This is a genomic window from Faecalimonas umbilicata (genome assembly GCF_004346095.1).
GTDB classification, from domain to species: domain Bacteria; phylum Bacillota; class Clostridia; order Lachnospirales; family Lachnospiraceae; genus Faecalimonas; species Faecalimonas umbilicata.
The window spans coordinates 1-16,569 of the sequence record NZ_SLZV01000033.1; the positions used below are offsets into that span (position 1 = coordinate 1).

At 42.0% G+C, this 16,569-nt stretch carries 15 protein-coding genes and 1 other annotated feature; of the genes, 2 read left to right on the top strand and 13 right to left on the bottom strand.

Features of this window, described 5'->3' with window-relative positions:
• From EDD74_RS12915 to EDD74_RS12960, 9 genes are all read right to left on the bottom strand, one after another.
• Positions 1-733, bottom strand: a 733-nt coding sequence (locus tag EDD74_RS12915) for a GntR family transcriptional regulator (RefSeq protein WP_008975201.1), incomplete at its 3' end; no start/stop codon positions are given.
• 48 nt (positions 734-781) lie between these two features.
• The gene (locus EDD74_RS12920; protein WP_008975200.1) at positions 782-1,690 is read right to left on the bottom strand and encodes an ABC transporter permease; all 909 of its coding nucleotides are present in this window, start codon (positions 1,688-1,690) and stop codon (positions 782-784) included.
• A 1-nt stretch (position 1,691) separates the two neighbouring features.
• The gene (locus tag EDD74_RS12925) at positions 1,692-2,729 is read right to left on the bottom strand and encodes an ABC transporter permease (RefSeq protein ID WP_008975199.1); all 1,038 of its coding nucleotides are present in this window, start codon (positions 2,727-2,729) and stop codon (positions 1,692-1,694) included.
• Between the two features lie 2 nt (positions 2,730-2,731).
• Positions 2,732-4,225: an ABC transporter ATP-binding protein gene (locus EDD74_RS12930; RefSeq protein WP_008975198.1), complete on the bottom strand. Its 1,494-nt coding sequence runs from the start codon at positions 4,223-4,225 to the stop codon at positions 2,732-2,734.
• Positions 4,226-4,298: 73 nt separating this feature from the next.
• Positions 4,299-5,384 carry a BMP family lipoprotein gene (locus tag EDD74_RS12935; RefSeq protein WP_009262158.1) on the bottom strand — a complete coding sequence of 362 codons (1,086 nt, stop codon included), beginning with the start codon at positions 5,382-5,384 and terminating at the stop codon, positions 4,299-4,301.
• A 41-nt stretch (positions 5,385-5,425) separates the two neighbouring features.
• Positions 5,426-6,379 carry a nucleoside hydrolase gene (locus tag EDD74_RS12940; protein ID WP_016440683.1) on the bottom strand — a complete coding sequence of 318 codons (954 nt, stop codon included), beginning with the start codon at positions 6,377-6,379 and terminating at the stop codon, positions 5,426-5,428.
• A 242-nt stretch (positions 6,380-6,621) separates the two neighbouring features.
• Entirely contained in the window at positions 6,622-9,135 is a 2,514-nt protein-coding gene (locus EDD74_RS12945) for a DUF4125 family protein (RefSeq protein ID WP_116442348.1), read from the bottom strand.
• A gap of 16 nt (positions 9,136-9,151) precedes the next feature.
• A complete protein-coding gene (trpS, locus tag EDD74_RS12950; protein ID WP_008975194.1) occupies positions 9,152-10,156 on the bottom strand; it encodes a tryptophan--tRNA ligase in 1,005 nt (334 codons plus the stop codon).
• A gap of 38 nt (positions 10,157-10,194) precedes the next feature.
• Positions 10,195-10,443 (bottom strand) — a binding site (T-box leader).
• 90 nt (positions 10,444-10,533) lie between these two features.
• Positions 10,534-11,166: a histidine phosphatase family protein gene (locus EDD74_RS12960; protein WP_009262162.1), complete on the bottom strand. Its 633-nt coding sequence runs from the start codon at positions 11,164-11,166 to the stop codon at positions 10,534-10,536.
• Between the two features lie 126 nt (positions 11,167-11,292).
• On the opposite strand from EDD74_RS12960, the gene EDD74_RS12965 reads away from it, so the two are divergent.
• On the top strand, positions 11,293-11,772 hold the full coding sequence (locus EDD74_RS12965; protein WP_008975192.1) for an S-ribosylhomocysteine lyase: 480 nt from the start codon (positions 11,293-11,295) through the stop codon (positions 11,770-11,772).
• A 136-nt stretch (positions 11,773-11,908) separates the two neighbouring features.
• On the opposite strand, the gene EDD74_RS12970 is transcribed toward EDD74_RS12965, so the two are convergent.
• The 4 genes from EDD74_RS12970 to EDD74_RS12985 are packed head-to-tail and all read right to left on the bottom strand — an operon-like array spanning position 11,909 to position 15,926.
• Entirely contained in the window at positions 11,909-12,463 is a 555-nt protein-coding gene (locus tag EDD74_RS12970; protein WP_008975191.1) for a DUF5662 family protein, read from the bottom strand.
• 48 nt (positions 12,464-12,511) lie between these two features.
• The gene (locus tag EDD74_RS12975) at positions 12,512-13,174 is read right to left on the bottom strand and encodes a TraX family protein (protein ID WP_009262165.1); all 663 of its coding nucleotides are present in this window, start codon (positions 13,172-13,174) and stop codon (positions 12,512-12,514) included.
• Positions 13,171-14,907 (bottom strand): alpha-amylase family glycosyl hydrolase, encoded by a 1,737-nt coding sequence (locus EDD74_RS12980; protein WP_016438481.1) that lies wholly within the window; start codon positions 14,905-14,907, stop codon positions 13,171-13,173. The genes EDD74_RS12975 and EDD74_RS12980 overlap by 4 nt, the downstream gene beginning before the upstream one ends.
• 23 nt (positions 14,908-14,930) lie before the next feature.
• Positions 14,931-15,926 (bottom strand): sugar ABC transporter substrate-binding protein, encoded by a 996-nt coding sequence (locus tag EDD74_RS12985; protein ID WP_016438480.1) that lies wholly within the window; start codon positions 15,924-15,926, stop codon positions 14,931-14,933.
• A 179-nt stretch (positions 15,927-16,105) separates the two neighbouring features.
• Between EDD74_RS12985 and EDD74_RS12990 the strand changes: the two genes are divergently transcribed.
• Positions 16,106-16,453, top strand: coding sequence for a DUF1292 domain-containing protein (locus EDD74_RS12990; RefSeq protein ID WP_008975187.1), 348 nt, complete (start codon positions 16,106-16,108; stop codon positions 16,451-16,453).
• Positions 16,454-16,569: the final 116 nt, after the last annotated feature.

Below are 16,569 nucleotides of genomic sequence, written 5' to 3' on the forward strand. Positions count from 1 at the left end.
ATTTATGTGTATTAATCTCAAATACTGCTTTATCTGTCAACATGTAATGTTTATTACATAGAATAGGTTGTAACTCCTCATCGTATATTTTTTCCTGGACCATTGTCATTTGCTCCCCTTCTTTCATATACTCTGTAAGAATAGAAGTTCCAGCTGAATTTGGATGAATCCTCAGCTGCGAACGCTCTGCTTTCTCATAGATTTCTGTCTGAGCAAATCTAACAACCTCTTCTTTTTTATTTAAATCTAACTGATATTTTGTGACTGTATGAGGTGACATTACTCCAAAGGTATAACCGGTTAGCTCCGTTCCTTTCCAGTACCAAATATGAATTGCTACAATTACAGGGGTATCTAAATTCAACAATTCTTTTTCATAATCATTAGACGGTTCTATTTTCAACTCAAATGTTGTTCGATCAAATTCTTCTCCCATGCATCCGGCCATAGGATGCGTCAGCTTCTCCAGACTGGAAGAAACTATTTTATTCCCATCTGCAACAAAATTCCCTGCTCCCCGAACTTTTCTTAATTTGCCATCGTCATGAAGAAGATCCAGAGCCTGCCTAAGCGTCATTCTACTGACTCCCAGCATTTTTGCCAGTTTCGGTTCTGCGGGTAATCTGCTTCCAACCGGAAATGTTCCATCCTCTACCATTTTATAAAGTGCTTCATATACTTGTACATGGGCCAGTTTTTTGTGTGTAACTTCTTTCTTTCCCTGTAATTCCATTCTTTTCCCTCATCTTTCTAACTCTGCTCTTTTCGAATATTTTACCACTTATTCTTCAATATTTCCAGCAGCCTGAGGTCCTTTTACCTTTCGTCCAAAGAAAAGAAGCACAAATAGCGTAATAAAATATGGAAGCATCAACATCAATTGATTTGGAATTTCCACTTTCAAACTAATTCTCAATGCCTGTGCAAATGCAAATACAAGGCTTGCGCACAGAGCCCCCAAAGGATTCCACCCACCGAGAATCATTGCGGCCAATGCCATGAATCCCCGGCCGGCAACCATTTCTTTTACAAATAAGTTGCTTTGCACGATGGAAAGATAACCACCTGCAAGCCCGCACAACATTCCACAAAAAGTAACAGCTACATAGCGATATAATGACACATTGATCCCTACTGTCTGAGCTGCCTGCGGATGGTCTCCAATGGCACGAAGCCTGAGTCCTGCCTTTGTCCGATACATAAAAAACCAAGCTCCGAGCACAATACCAGCAGTGATAAAAAGATATGGGGACTGTTCTGTAAACAATGTTCCGATTACTGGAAGCTCTTTTAGTCCCGGAATACTGACTGCTGGAAGTTTTTCCACTTGTCCACTCATTCCATCTGATTTCCAGACTGCCCGGGTAAGAACAATCGTAAGTCCGGAAACAAATACATTGATCCCGATTCCGCTGACGGATTGATTTGTCTTAAAGCGAATACATAGTACTGCATGCAATATACCAAACAATCCGCCTACCAAAATAGCAAATAGGACCCCAATCCATGGATTCCCACTGATATAAGTTCCATACACTGCTCCGAATGCTCCTGAAAGCATCATTCCTTCAATTCCTAAATTAATAATCCCACTTCGTTCGCACAGTGTGCCCCCGACAGAAGCTAACACCAGCGGAATGGCCATACGCAATGTACTCAAAAGCATTTCCATCGATAAGATACTATCCATATTACGATTCTCCTTTCTTCCGTTTGATCAATCTGATGATATTTGGAGTTGCCACGAATAAAATCACCAGCCCCTGAATTACATTTACCATACTTGTGGAAATCCCTGCTGAATAACTCATTTTCATAGATCCCGCTTCCAAGATCCCAAATAAAAGCGCGCTTAAAAGAATTCCCATCGGATGGTTGTTAGCCAATACCGCTACTGCAATCCCGGTAAATCCAAACCCTGGAGAAAATCCGTCAATAAATCTTCCCATTTTCCCAAAAACTTCTGTTGTACCTGCAAGCCCGGCAAGTGCGCCGCTGATTCCCATCGTCAAAATAGCCGTTGTCATCATCGGGATTCCCGCTGCCTGCGCTGCTGACTTATTCTCTCCCACTGCCCGGATATGATACCCTGCTCTTGTCTTCTTAAAAAAGAAAAACAAAAGAATCGCTGCTGCAACTGCTACTAACAGTGCTGTCGTCAATTGCGTCTTTGGAATCAGTTTCGTCAACATATAATTCGCACCAATATCCACTGTCTGCGCTGTCATGGCACCTTCCTGCTTCAATGGATATGTAACAATATACGAAGTAAAATATTGAATGATATAATTCAACATAATTGCCACAACTACTTCATTGACCTGAAGCTTGATTTTTGCAGCTCCGATAATTGCTCCTACACATGCTCCTGCAAGCATTCCTGCACAAAAGGAGCAAAAAATCACCAAAAATCGCGGCGCTCCCTGCATCATAAGCGCTGTCACCGTACTTGCCATTGCTCCTGCATATAATTGTCCTTCTCCACCGATATTAAAAATCCCGCCTTTATTTGCGAATGCCACTGCGAGTCCGGTAAACAGCAGCGGGATGCTCTTGCTTAACGTATTCGCAAATGCGTTCTTAGATCCAAATGCACCTTCTATCAAAGCGCTGTATGCCTCTAATGGATCATATCCGACCAGAAGCATCACACCTGCTGCAATCAACAACGAACATAAAATTGCACCAAGAGATAATAAAAGATTATGGAGAACTGTCTTCTGTTTCATACCTACACTCCTTTCTTGCCTGCCATAAGTAAACTAATCGATTCTGTCGTATACTTTTCTGTCTCTTGAAGTGACATCATCTCTCCTTTGTAGAGCACTCCAATTCTGTCACTTAACTGAAACAAATCTGACAATTCTGCCGATATCAACAATACTGCCTTCCCCTGATTGCGAAGTTCCAACAAAACATTATGAATAAACTTAATCGCACCGATATCCAGACCTCTCACCGGCTGACATGCTAAAATCAGATCCGGATCTTTATCCACCTCTCTGCTCAGCACTAATTTCTGCTGATTTCCACCTGACAATGCTCCGATGAGCTGATCTCCGTTTACTGCCCGCACATCGAATTTTTCCATTAATTCTTTTGTTTTCTTTTCAATATACTCCTGATTTAACATCCCTTTTCTGGCATAACTATCTTTGTACTGATTTCCGAGGAGATAATTATCTTTCAGAGAAAATCCAGGTAAGATTGCTCTTTTATAGCGGTCAGACGGTATATATCCGATTCCTCTTTTACACCGTTCTTTCACAGACATTCCGGTAATTTCTTCTTGTTTAAAGAAAATTTTTCCACATTTTACTTTCTCTAACCCCATGATCATCTCTTCCAATTGCTGCTGTCCATTTCCCTCTACACCGGCAATTCCTAAAATTTCTCCGGCACGTATTTCCAAATCCACCGTCTTTTCTGCCTGAGGAAGAAGTCTTACATTTTGTAAAGAAAGAATTGTTTCCCCTTTTTCCACTTTTTTTCTTTCCAACGTCATATCAATCTCATATCCAACCATCAGCGCTGCCAGTTCCTTCTCCGTTGTTTCTGTTGTTTTGAGAAATTCCACTGACTTTCCGCTCCGCAGAATCGTTACATGATCTGATACTGCCATTGTTTCTTTCAGCTTATGCGTGATAAAGATAATCGTCTTTCCCTCTTTTTTCATTTCCAGCAAAATCTGCAGAAGTTGTTCTACTTCTAACGGAGTAAGAACTGCTGTCGGTTCATCTAAAATAATAATTTCCGCACCTCTGTATAATGTTTTCAGAATCTCCACTCTCTGCTTCATCCCAACTGAAATCTCAGAAATCTTTGCATCCACATCCAGATCAAAATGATATTTTTCTGATAAATGTTTTACAATTTCCTTCCCTTTTTTTCTGTCGATCATAAAGTTTCCCGGTTCACTGCCAAGAACAATGTTTTCCCATACTGTCATATTATCGATCAACATAAAATGCTGATGCACCATTCCCAGTCCCATTTCAAATGCTTTCACTGCTGTTTGATGTTTGATCTCATTCCCATTAATTTTGATGCTTCCCCCGTCCGGCTGGTAAAGCCCAAACAAAATCTTCATCAGTGTAGTTTTTCCTGCACCATTTTCTCCAAGCAGACTATGAATCTCTCCCTTTTCCACAAGAAATTCAATCTGGTCATTTGCGATCATTCCAGGAAAGCGCTTTGTAATCCCACGCATTTCTACCGCATACATTCTATTTTCCCTCCCTATCTAAGAATAGATGTATTCCAGTTTTCCTGACATACATCTATTCCCCATTTTCTTATTAATACTGATTTTCTTTCACAAATTTTTTGGCATCTTCAATTGTCGACGGCACTTTGATTTCTCCATCCACAATCTTCTGCTTAATTTCGTCAAGGATCTGAATATCTTCTTCAGATACCGGAACCTTGCTTTCTTCCAATGTATAGTCCATTCCCTCATCAGAGAGTCCGAGAGATACTGTTGTTCCTACTGCAAGATCCTTGTCAATGATTGCACTTTTTGCAATATCATAAGATGCTGTATCTACTCGTTTTAAAATACTTGCAACAATGTGTTCTGGATTGACTGTATTCTGATTTGAGTTACATCCAATTGCATAGAAATCATATTCTTTTGCCGCATCAAATACTCCAAGACCAGCTCCTCCAGCTGCGTGGAAGATAATGTCTGCTCCCTGGTTTTTCTGGCTGATCGCAATCTCTTTTGCTGTTGTAGTATCTCCAAACGGATTATCTCCCGCTACAAAATCTGAAAGACAGTTGATCTTTGGATTTACATACTGTGCTCCCGCCATATATCCAGAATTCCATTTCAAAAGAATCGGTGTCTCCAACGCCGCAATAAATCCGATTGTATCATTGTCTTCCACACCATATGCTGCTGCATCTTTTTTCATCAGTCCCGCAAGAGCACCTGCCAAAAAGGCTCCTTCTTCCTCTTTTGCCGCATAATTTACGACGTTTTCTGCCTCTAATGTTCCATCAATAAATGCGAACTGCTGATCCGGAAATTCCGGAGCGACTTTTGACAATGCATCTGTCTGGTCAAACCCTACACAAATGATTGCACCGTACTCTCCTGACGAAGCCATATCCCGCATCATCAATTCAAACTCTGATACCTGAGTTGGTTCTGCATAATCAAAATCAATATTTAATTCTTCTTTTGCTTTTTCAAGTCCCTCATAGATCAAATCATTAAATGCCTGATCTCCAAGACCTCCAACTCCTAAAATACATCCTACTTTCCCTGCACTGTCTTTTGCTTCCTTTTTACTGTCTTTCTCTGCATTTCCACATCCTGAAAAAATTACAGAAGCCATCATCACCATCGCCAGTCCAACTGCCACACTTTTCTTCTTCATCTTCCTTTTCCTTCCTTTTTTTGTTTTATCAAATGCCTGATCTATTCTCTCCAGAATACAGACATAAGTTCATTGATTGCTCTTTCTGCATCTACTTCTAATGCAAAACTAATGTATTCTGCCTCAATCGGCTTTTCCCGTAAATCCGTTACAATCATTCCGCGGCAATAGGTACCGGAGCACTCTACTCTCGCCTTTCTTTTTTGTATTTTCACAATACTCGGAACAACCGCAGCTACCATTGCCAACGGATCGTGCAGCGGACAATTATCCGGTGTATAATTCTGTACTCTTGATCCGTTCATATAGTACTCTAAAGCTTTTTTCATATATTGCACTGCAGGCTTACATCTTTCCGAACAGTATGTTTCCATCTGTTCTACATGTTTTTTTCTCAACCTTGTCTTCAACGTCACATCCAGTCCAACAACTGTAATGTCCATTCCTGTAAGAAATACTTGATCGCATGCTTCCGGGTCTCCTGCAATATTCGCCTCTGCGACCGGAGATACATTTCCCGGTGCATTTACAGTTCCGCCCATCATCACCAGATTTTTTACAAGCTTAGTTGATTCTGGATATTTCTGTACCATCATTGCGATGTTAGTCAGTCGTCCCAATGTTACGATTGTTAACTCCTGCGGGTATTTCTGCAGCATCTCGTAGAGAAAATCTTCTGCTTTGATATCTGTTCTGTAAGAGAAATTCCCCTTCTCCAGCAGTACGTTCCCCACTCCGTTTTCTCCATGGATCCATGCGACCGGACCTTCCCAGGTTCCGTTTAAAGGCTGATTTGCCCCGACAACGACTGGTATTTCTTTCTTTGTATTGGATAATTCAATTATCCTCACGGTATTTTCTGCTGCCTGTACTGCATCTACATTTCCACATCCGGTTGTAATTCCCACAATTTCAACCTCCGGATGATTTAATGCATACAGAAGTGCAATGGAATCATCCACCCCTGTATCGACATCTATTAACATTTTTACCATACTATTTCCTCCGAACTTTACTAATTTTCATTTATTTGTCTACATTATACTTCTGTTTTAGACATATTTCAATTTATTTGTACTTATCATTATATATTTGTCTAACTTATAATTCATAACAAAATGAAAAGAAAGCTGTCACTTCACGACTTTTTTATCGCGAAAGCAACAGCTTCCTTCTTCATAACCTCTATGAACTTCTAATCAAATTGAATACGCAGTCTTTTTTACCGACTTGCTTTCTATTTCTTCCTGCCAACAGAGTGTTCTGCCTGCCCCATCGTTCCATATCCATATAACCTTACGGTACACTCGATGATTTCTTCCACCATATTTTTACCAGCTTTTGCATACTCCGCCACAAGCTGCCCATATCGTACCAATGTCTCCATCGAGTAAGTTTTCAACTCTCCTCTCAGATAGGTTTCAAAAGAAATGTCCTCCGCCGTATCTTCCTCTGTATGGATGATCCGCGCCTGCCCCGACAATTGTGGGTATTCCCCTGCCATCTCTTCTCTCCAGCTTACCTGAATGGAAACAATCCCTTCGATCAGCTTTTTCTTTTCTTCAGAAATCTTTGGAAGATTTTCTTCAATCCTTCGATACTCTTCCGGTACTGTTGACTCCATCATATACGCATATTTTTCCATAACAAGATTACGTCCCGAACTTTCCCCGTCGAAAAGATCTCTTTCATAAGAAAGAAGCAGTTCCTTTTTCCAACTGGTAAACTGACTTTTTCTCATAATGTAAAACGTCTCCCAATCATCCTGACACCCAGCTCTGCCTCCGGTATTTCTTACTTTCTGAAACATGTTCCATTCTAATTGAATGATTGCTTCCAAAATCTCTGTCTTTTCTCTTTTCATTCTCTCTCCTGCCTTTAAAATTCTGTCTGTGTGAATTTCTAGAAAATCTTCCCATCCGTATGTCAGTTTCTGCTCGCGAAGCCGATCCAAAATCATAGCAGAAATCTGCTCGATCTGACATACAATCGGATCGTCCCAATTGACCTCCTGTACTTCTCCTACAGCCTTCCAGTGATCCCTTTCCGGACGTTCGTTTGCCAATGTTTCTATTCGCTTTTGCATTTCTTGCGCTCCGGACAAGTTTTCCATCCCCCGCCATGCCCATTTATAATAAGGCATGTACGTGTGATGAAGCAGATACTCTATATGCACTGCTTCCCGAAGAAATTCCCATAACGCAAAAGAAGCAGCTGTCGTATCGCCGCGACGCATACAGCGGGCGTAATTATATTGTCCTGCCTGTGCCGCTTTTGCTGTCGCTGTTGCAGTTTTTTGCAGCCACAGTTGTTCTGGCATTTCTCTCATCAGGCGTTCCCGGACTCTTGAAAATTCTCCAAGTGGATCTGTAAATACTGCTCCATTTACCGCCATCGCAAGTCGTTCTTCCTGGAAACCGGACCATGCAGAAAATACTTTTTCTCCATCTACTTTTTTATCATCTTCCAGAACAGAGAACCATTCCCTGCCAAGAAAGTTTTCATAGAAATCCGGAATCGAAAATACTCCATCTCGACCAGATCCACGAGCAGAAGCAATTCTCCTCTTATGACCTTGCACCTTCGACGGGAGTTGTTCATAAGCGCTCTGAAGTCGGTCGCCAATCTTGTCATAGTCTTCCTGTATCAGCCACATACAGAATGCTGCGCCATAATCGTGATCTTCTGAAAGCATATCATCAAATCCAAGGCATTCCGATCCTTCCCCGACAAGTCCAACCGCGATTCTGTCCGCATATTCCGGAAACTGTTCCCGGATCATACGTTTCCCAAACTGTTCGTAATAAGCGCGCGCCAGTTCTATCCCTTTTTTTCGGTCTTTTTCGCTTTCTGGTCTTCTTTCATATGATTTACTTTCCACTGCAGAACACCTTTTTCTTGCATGCGCCGCCTTTTCCCGGAGGATTCCTGCTTCTTTTGGAAATCCCGCCGTCTCCAGCACCATTGCACAGTTTTCACAGGTAACTGCATAGGCATCATTTTCTCCATACGTATCTAAAATCATTCGGAGTGCCTTTGTATAGCTGTCAATTGCCTCTTCATATCTGCCCGCCAGATAATAGCCATGTCCACACGCAGAAAGTGCAGCTGCATAGTGTGGATCTTGTGTATTCCCTGCCTCATATAACACCAATGCCTTCTCCAGACAATTTAAACCTTCCGAAATCTGCCCTGTTTTCAAATACAATTCTGCCAGATTCGTGTAAGTTGCCGCTGTCTCTTCCTTTGCATCTGCAGTTTGTAAAATGACGGAAAGCGCTTTTTGCAGACAGCTGAGCGCCTCTTCATGCGCATTTTGTCTCTCATAGGCCAAACTCATATTATTATAAAGCCCTGCAAATCTTGCATCTTCGGAAGGAAGACAGATACTGTAGATCTGCTCCGCCTCCCGGTAGGCTTCCAGCGCAGCTTCATACTGCCCCGCTGCCCGCAGTGCAGTCGCTGCGTTTACTAAAGTGGTTCCATGTTCTGCACTTTCCGACATGCCAAGCTTTCTGATCTGTTCCAATGCCTCCCGGGCATTCTGCACTGCCTCCTCATGTCTGCCAACACTGCGATAATACCCTGTCAGTTCATTTAACAGGATCAGCACCTCTTCCCCACTGCTTTTCTTCTGACTTTCTTCTTCTTTTGCCTGCATCAGCGCCTCTGTCAAGAACTGCTCCGCCTCCTGTATCTGCTTTGTGGCAAACAGCTCATCCAACTGTCTTAACACTTCCTGTATCTGCATACATTTTCTTCCTTCTCTACCGGATTCTGTCCGGGAATCCTACTTTGCGCTGTACTTTCCGCAATGTCTTTGTCGCAAAATAGTTTGCCTTCTCTGCATTGTTCTTAATAATTCCATCGATAAATGCTTTATCTTTTTCTAACCTTGCGTATTCATCCTGAAGCGGTTTTAATACAGATACTACTGCTTCTCCAACTGCCATCTTAAAGTCTCCATACCCTTTTCCGTCAAATTCCTTTACCGTCTCATCTGGAGTCTTTCCTGTACATGCACTGTAAATATCAATCAGGTTTTTCACACCCGGCTGTTCTTCACGGTACAGGATCTGTGCTTCTGAATCTGTCACCGCACGTTTGCATTTGCGCATGATTGTATCCGGATCATCCATCAGATAAATACTTGCATTTGGATTCTCATCTGATTTTGACATTTTCTTAGCTGGATCCTGCAGACTCATAATCTTTGCTCCTACTTTTCCGACATATGGCTCCGGAATCGTAAATACATCTCCGTATACCCCATTGAAACGCTGTGCGATATCTCTTGTCAGCTCCAGATGCTGCATCTGGTCAATGCCCACCGGAACAACATCTGCCTGAAACAATAAGATATCGGCCGCCATCAGAACTGGATATGTAAACAATCCTGCATTAATATTATCTGCATGTTTTGCTGATTTATCCTTGAACTGTGTCATACGGTTCAATTCTCCCATATAGGTATAACAATTTAAAATCCATGCAAGTTCCGCATGTCCTGACACATGTGACTGATAATAAATACAATTTTTTTCCGGATCAAGTCCTGCTGCAATGTAAAGTGTCAAAAGAGCACGTGCCCGCTTCCGAAGTGTCGCCGGATCTTGTCTTACCGTGATAGAATGCATATCCACCACACTGTAGAAGCACTCATATTCATCACTTAATGTCACCCAGTTCTTAAGCGCCCCAAGATAGTTTCCAAGTGTCAGATTTCCTGTTGCCTGCATTCCGCTGAATAATACTTTTTTGTCATTGATCATTGTCTTTTCCTCCTAAATAAAAAACGCCCATAGCCAAAGCTAGGGACGTCGGTATTACGTGGTGCCACCCTGATTCATATCTTCCCGCATCAAACTTCCTGTTGTTTGCCAAGATATAACTCTTGTCTCTGTAACGTGAGAACACGGCTCCACTACTAAAAGGCTCTTGCCTCCATTCATTTCGCATCTTCCAAATCCATTCGCTGTCACTTTCCATACCGGCTTCCACCATCCCCGGCTCTCTGTCATGTTCCATGGCAGTTACTACTTTTGGTCACTGATTTTATCTAAACTATCTGAATTACTGTAAGTCTAACATCTGCCCGCAGGAAAGTCAAGCAGACCTATCTTCTTTTCTATGATTCTTTTCTATGACTTTACCAGTCTTCAACCTCATCGTCATAATAGATAACTCCTTCTTCTATGACCTTTGCAATGCCATCCTTAATTTCTATCACAGATACCGCACAATTTTTCTGAACACCACTGTCCCAAAACTGCTCTACCCCGATTCCTTTCACCGTATCTAAAAGTGCCCGAAGCATTGCGCCATGCGTGGACAACAGAATCGTCTTATTTTCATATGCTTTCTTCTCACAGAGATCTGCAAGAAACCCTTTTGCTCTTTTAAGCAGTTCTTCAAAACTCTCTCCACCTTCCGGAGCCTGATAACATGCTGGATCATCATAAAAATAATGGAACTTTGGATCCGGTATATTCATCTTCTCACCCTTGCAATAATACCCTTCCAAACATCCAAATCCCATCTCCGCCAGTCTCTCATCTTCCAAAAGAGGAATTTCTCTGCCTTCCAGCAAAATCTCGGCTGTCTCCTTTGCCCTCTTCAGAGGACTTGTGATTGCCAGATCAAACGAAAGATCTCTCAAATGTTTTGCCGTCTTTCTCGCAAGAGTCCTCCCGAATGTATTAAGCTCAATATCCGACTTTCCCTGTAGCTTTCTTTCCTTGTTCCAGTCTGTTTCTCCATGTCTGATTAAATATAGCTTCATTTGCTCACCAAACCTTCCTCTCCCATCTTTTCCTGATTTTATTCTCATTGTATCACACTTTTTCCTCACTTGCACAAAAAATCAAAAGCATTTATAATGGAAGAATCAAACACTGGAGGTAATACAATGGAAAAAATCACAAGTTTTACAATCGATCATAACAAACTCGTTCCTGGACTCTATGTCTCCCGGAAAGATCATGTAGAAGGAGCAGTCATCACTACTTTTGACATCCGCATGACCAATCCAAATGAAGAGCCTGTCATGAATACCGCTGAGATGCACACCATAGAACATCTTGCCGCCACCTTTCTCCGCAACCACTCCGTGTATGGCAAGAAAACTATCTATTTTGGTCCAATGGGATGTCGTACCGGTTTCTATCTGCTTCTTGCCGGAGATTACCAGTCCTCAGACATTGTCGATCTGATGCGGGAACTTTTTGTATTTATTGCAGATTATTACGATGAAGTGCCTGGAGCAAGCGCCAAAGACTGCGGAAATTATCTGGACATGAACCTTCCGATGGCACGTTTTCTCGCAAAAAAATATTTAAATGAAGTCCTCACAGATATTCAGGAAGAACAATTATATTATCCTGAATAACTATATGAAAATGAAAGCAGACATGTTCTGTCAAAAACTCATTCCTGTTTTTTACCCCGAATAAGTACTCTGACAGAACATGTCTGTTTTTTCACAGTATTTTTCTAAAATAACCCATATGATCTTGCAATCCAATTTAATGCATACCTTTTTTCAGTACATTTTCCCTGATGTACAAATAGGTAGCCTCCTCTCCCTGCTCTGCCAGCATCACAAGAAGTGTCTCTAACAGTTTCTGTGTCTCTGGATGCATCATTTTTTCATATCCGCTGCCACTCTCATAATATTCCAATGCACTCCGATTCGTGTATTGGTCTTTTTTATAGACTTTACAGGCTGCAATCCGATCGACAAACATCTCGACGACATATTTTTCTGGCATTTTCATGCCGACCAAACCACTCTCTCCGTCCAAGGCATAATCGATCCAGTATTCATAGTGATGACGGTTTCGTCCTTTATGATGCAGCCATGCAGAAGAGTATCCTATCGCCTCCCGCTCAGCATTGTTCGGACTTCTCGTTCCCTGATAATATTTTGCTCCGATTCTGAATTCTGTCCAACTATATTTTGACAGATCATGGAGAACGCCCTGACGGTATAGTCCAAGCCGGAAACACTCTCTCATCACCAGCAATTTATGATATGTAATTGTACAAAAATGTCTCCATGCATTTCCCATTTTGTTCATCCCTACCTTAATGCTTCTTATTATCAAAGCCCAATACTTTACAGCATCTTAATATATCAGCAGACCTATTCCAAGCAACACAAGTAAGTGTAGTGGATAAAATAAGTAAAATACATATTTCATCTTCGGTCCCTGTTCTCCGTTGTATAGAAGAATAAACGGCAGCGCCAGCACCGCAAACGCCTGGATATATCCCATCAGCAAAATATTGACTGCAGCTACCGAAAGACACATCCATACTTTCTTTTCACGGAATGCCCAAAAACATAAAATGAGCAATAGCCCCATCGAACTGTAATCCGTCCTCAAAAACTCTGCAAACAGCATAAATAGGATGACCATCAAAAAGTTTAAAACAGCTGGATACCGTTTCGTCAGATAGTAAAGCATAACCAACCCTATGAATAATGTGAAGAATACATTTTGGTGTGTTCCGTCTAAAATCCTTCCATAGAACAAAAGATCAAATGGGATCTCTGAGATCAATGCAAATAATCCTATTCTTGTCATATACCGGATCACGTCATGCGTGTGCATAAACCCTTCCACCAGAAGGAAGCAGAAAATCGGGAAAGCAATCCTTCCGATGATTCGCAAAATCGGATATTGCGGAAGCAGCACCGCTCCCACATGGTCGATGAGCATCGTTGTAATTGCAATCATTTTCAGCCAAAAAGAATTCAATCCTACTTTTTTCGTCATTCCATTCATATGCTTCTTGTTCCTCTCATTGTTTCTTGGGACATCCCTGCAACAAAAGCCGCCACACTGCGTCCTTCCAAAATTATACTTCTTTTTCCTTCGATCAAAAGAGGCTGTTCATAGAATCCTTCTTCAGTCGACATCACCTGATACCATGCTTGATCTTTCGGCAAAGCTGGAAGGGCGAAAGAATGTGCGATCCAGTGCATATTATAGAGAAGGAAACAGTTGCTCTCTTTCTTTGGACTTCCACTGTATAAAATTCCAAGCTGCCTGCTCGACGCCTCCTGTTGGATCTGCCACGCCGCCTCTCCATGATAGGAAATATCAGGAATACCGCTGCCACTTCGGTCTGTTCCCGTCAGTGCTTCCTTCTGGTGGAGTATGCCATGCTTTTTCCGAAAAGCAATTAACTCTTTGACATAGTGAAAAAATGATTTTTCTCGCTCCAGTCTGCTCCAGTCTACCCACCCGGTCTCATTATCCTGACAGTAGACATTGTTATTTCCACCTTGACTGTTTCCAAATTCATCTCCTGCAAGAAGACAAGGTGTCCCCTGTGCAGTCATTAAAAGAAACATCGCATTTCTCTTCTGTCCCTGCCGCAGTTTCACTATCTGCTTTTTGCGTGTCTTTCCTTCTACCCCACAATTCCAACTATAATTATAGTCCGGCCCATCCTGATTCTGTTCTCCGTTTGCTTCGTTATGCTTTGCATCATACGATACAAGATCTTCCAAGGTAAAACCGGTATGATTTGTAATATAGTTGCAGGATCCGGACACAGAAGTTTTCCTTCGGAACTGTTCTGCTACACTGGCAATCATTCCTTCATCACCTTTTAAAAATCTCCGCATCGTATTCTGAAAGGATTCGTCTTTGATAAGCAATTTTGTCCCACTTAAAACCGGATCTCTCCGCAAAAATTCTACAGGTACCTGATACGGATTTAAAAGAAATCCGTCAATATGATACTCCATCACATAATACCTCAGACAGTCCTCCACAATCTGAAACCTTGTCTGTGCTGTAAAGGGAAAATCAAGTACTACTTCAATCCCTTCCCGGTGACATGTCTTTACAAGTTCTTTCAACTCTTTTTGCGCATCATGATCTGATGCATAAGATGCCTTTGGTGCAAAGAAAAATCCCTCTCCATATCCCCAGTAATTGACCTTTCTTCCGCGCTCTTCAAATTCATAAACCGGCATGCACTGGATCTGATTAATCCCAAGCTCTTTCAGATAAGGAAGCTTTTCCATCACGCCACGAAACGTCCCCTTTTTCTTCACTTTGGAAGAGGAATGTCTTGTAAATCCTCTTACATGGAGACTGTATGCAATGACGTCCTCTTCCGGAATCCGCAGCGGGCAGTCATCTTCCCATGGATATTCTTCCTTTTGGGGAAGCTTTCCTCTCACTTGATGTGGTGTAAAATCCGCCTGATCGTTCCATCGTTCTCTCCCTGCAATCCCTTTTGCATAAGAATCGGTAACAATCTTGCCATCGATCTCATAGTTGTATTCACACGCTTGTGCAGGAAGATCTGATAACATCACACAGCGCACTGTCCCAGTCCCGGCTTCCTCTTTCATCGGAATCTTCTCCATCGGAACATTTTCACCACACTTATATAACAGAAGGGTACATTGCTTCCCCTCTTTGACCTCCACCGCAAAATTTAATGCTTCTTTCTGCCTACTGACGCCAAGCGGCAGTGGTGCTCCCTGTACGACCTTCATTTCTTCCTCCCTTATTTCACCTATTATTGCCAGCCATCTGCCCCATACATATCAACATTATCCTTTGTGATCAGAAAAGTTTCTTCATAAATCGGCTCTTTTATCTTTTCCCCATCCAGCACCTGGAATGCTGATTTTACTGCATCTTTCCCAAGGGTAATCGGCCGCTGAGCTGCTGTTCCTACAATGATATCGTCTGATTTTTGCAATTCCTTTTTCAAATCCGGAGAACCGTCTACTCCGTAAATCACAACCCCGGCATAAGCCTGATCTGTCTCTGCTGCCACCTTTGCTCCAAGCGCTGTCTGGTCATTTCCACACATGATCACATCCACATCCGGATATTGTTTCAGAAGCCTTTTTGTAGTTTCCATAGATATTTCTTTACTTCCATTGACATTCTCTCTTGCGACAATCTCAAATCCCTGATCCGCAATTGCCTCTTCAAATCCGGTAATCCTCTCGTTGATCGAATTTGTATTCGGACATTCTAAGATCAGTACCTTCCCTCCTTCTGGAAAACGCTGTACGACATCTTCTCCACATAGATATCCTGCCTGCTTGTTATCTGTTCCAACATAGGCATCTACCAGATTAAGATCCTTCACTTCTGTGTCAATGTTGATAATCTTGACACCTGCTTCTCTCAGGGCATCCAATCCCGGCTGAATCGTCTCCCAGTTTACAGGGCTTAAGAAAATCGCATCAATGCCTTCTTCAATCATTTCATTGATCTGTTCCAGCTGAAGGGTATCATCCCCCTTCGGATCGCGCGTGATCATTTGCCCGCCCTGCTTCTCCACTTCTTCTCGGATTGCCTCTTCCAGCACAGCAAAGTATGGATTATCTGCCATCGTCGTACAGGTATATCCGAATGTATAAACTTCTGTCTCTTCCTGTTTCTCCTCCTCTGGACTTACTGCATTATCTTCAGGTGTCCCTACATTTTTCTTACAGCCTGAAAGAGGCAGTATACACAGAATCATGCAGAGGATGATTGATAGTATCTTCTTTTGCATATGTTTCCTCCTATATCATCATATAACATTCTACTAAACACATATTTCACACATATAAATTTAATTTTACCTATTTTTATTTCAATGTCAATAGTTTTCCCCTTGCATTTCTGACCGGAGTCTGATAGAGTTATCATATCAGTAATTCAAAGATGAATGAAGCAGAAAAGGAGAATATTATGAGTGAACACAACCACGATTGCAACTGCAATCACGACGATTGTAACTGCGGATGCCACAATGATGAAGCAGTCACAGTAACTTTAACATTAGACAACGATGAAGTAGTTGAATGTGCTGTCCTCACGATCTATGAAGCAGATGAAAGAGAATACATCGCACTCCTCCCTCTGAACGAAGATGGAGAGAATGAAGACGGAGACGTATTCATCTACCGCTATAAAGAAGTAGACGGAGAACCTACTCTTGAGAACATCGAAGATGACGATGAGTACGAAGTTGCTGCCGATGCTTTTGACGAATGGCTTGATGAGCAGGATTTTGATGCTTTAGACGACGAAGAATAGATTCCATCTGATCCCGAGCAGAAGCAATTGTAAAAGAGGCACTGAACAATCTGGCAAACAAAATGATTCCCCATTAGAATTACAACTAATGAAATGGTCATTTCTAAAAACAGATG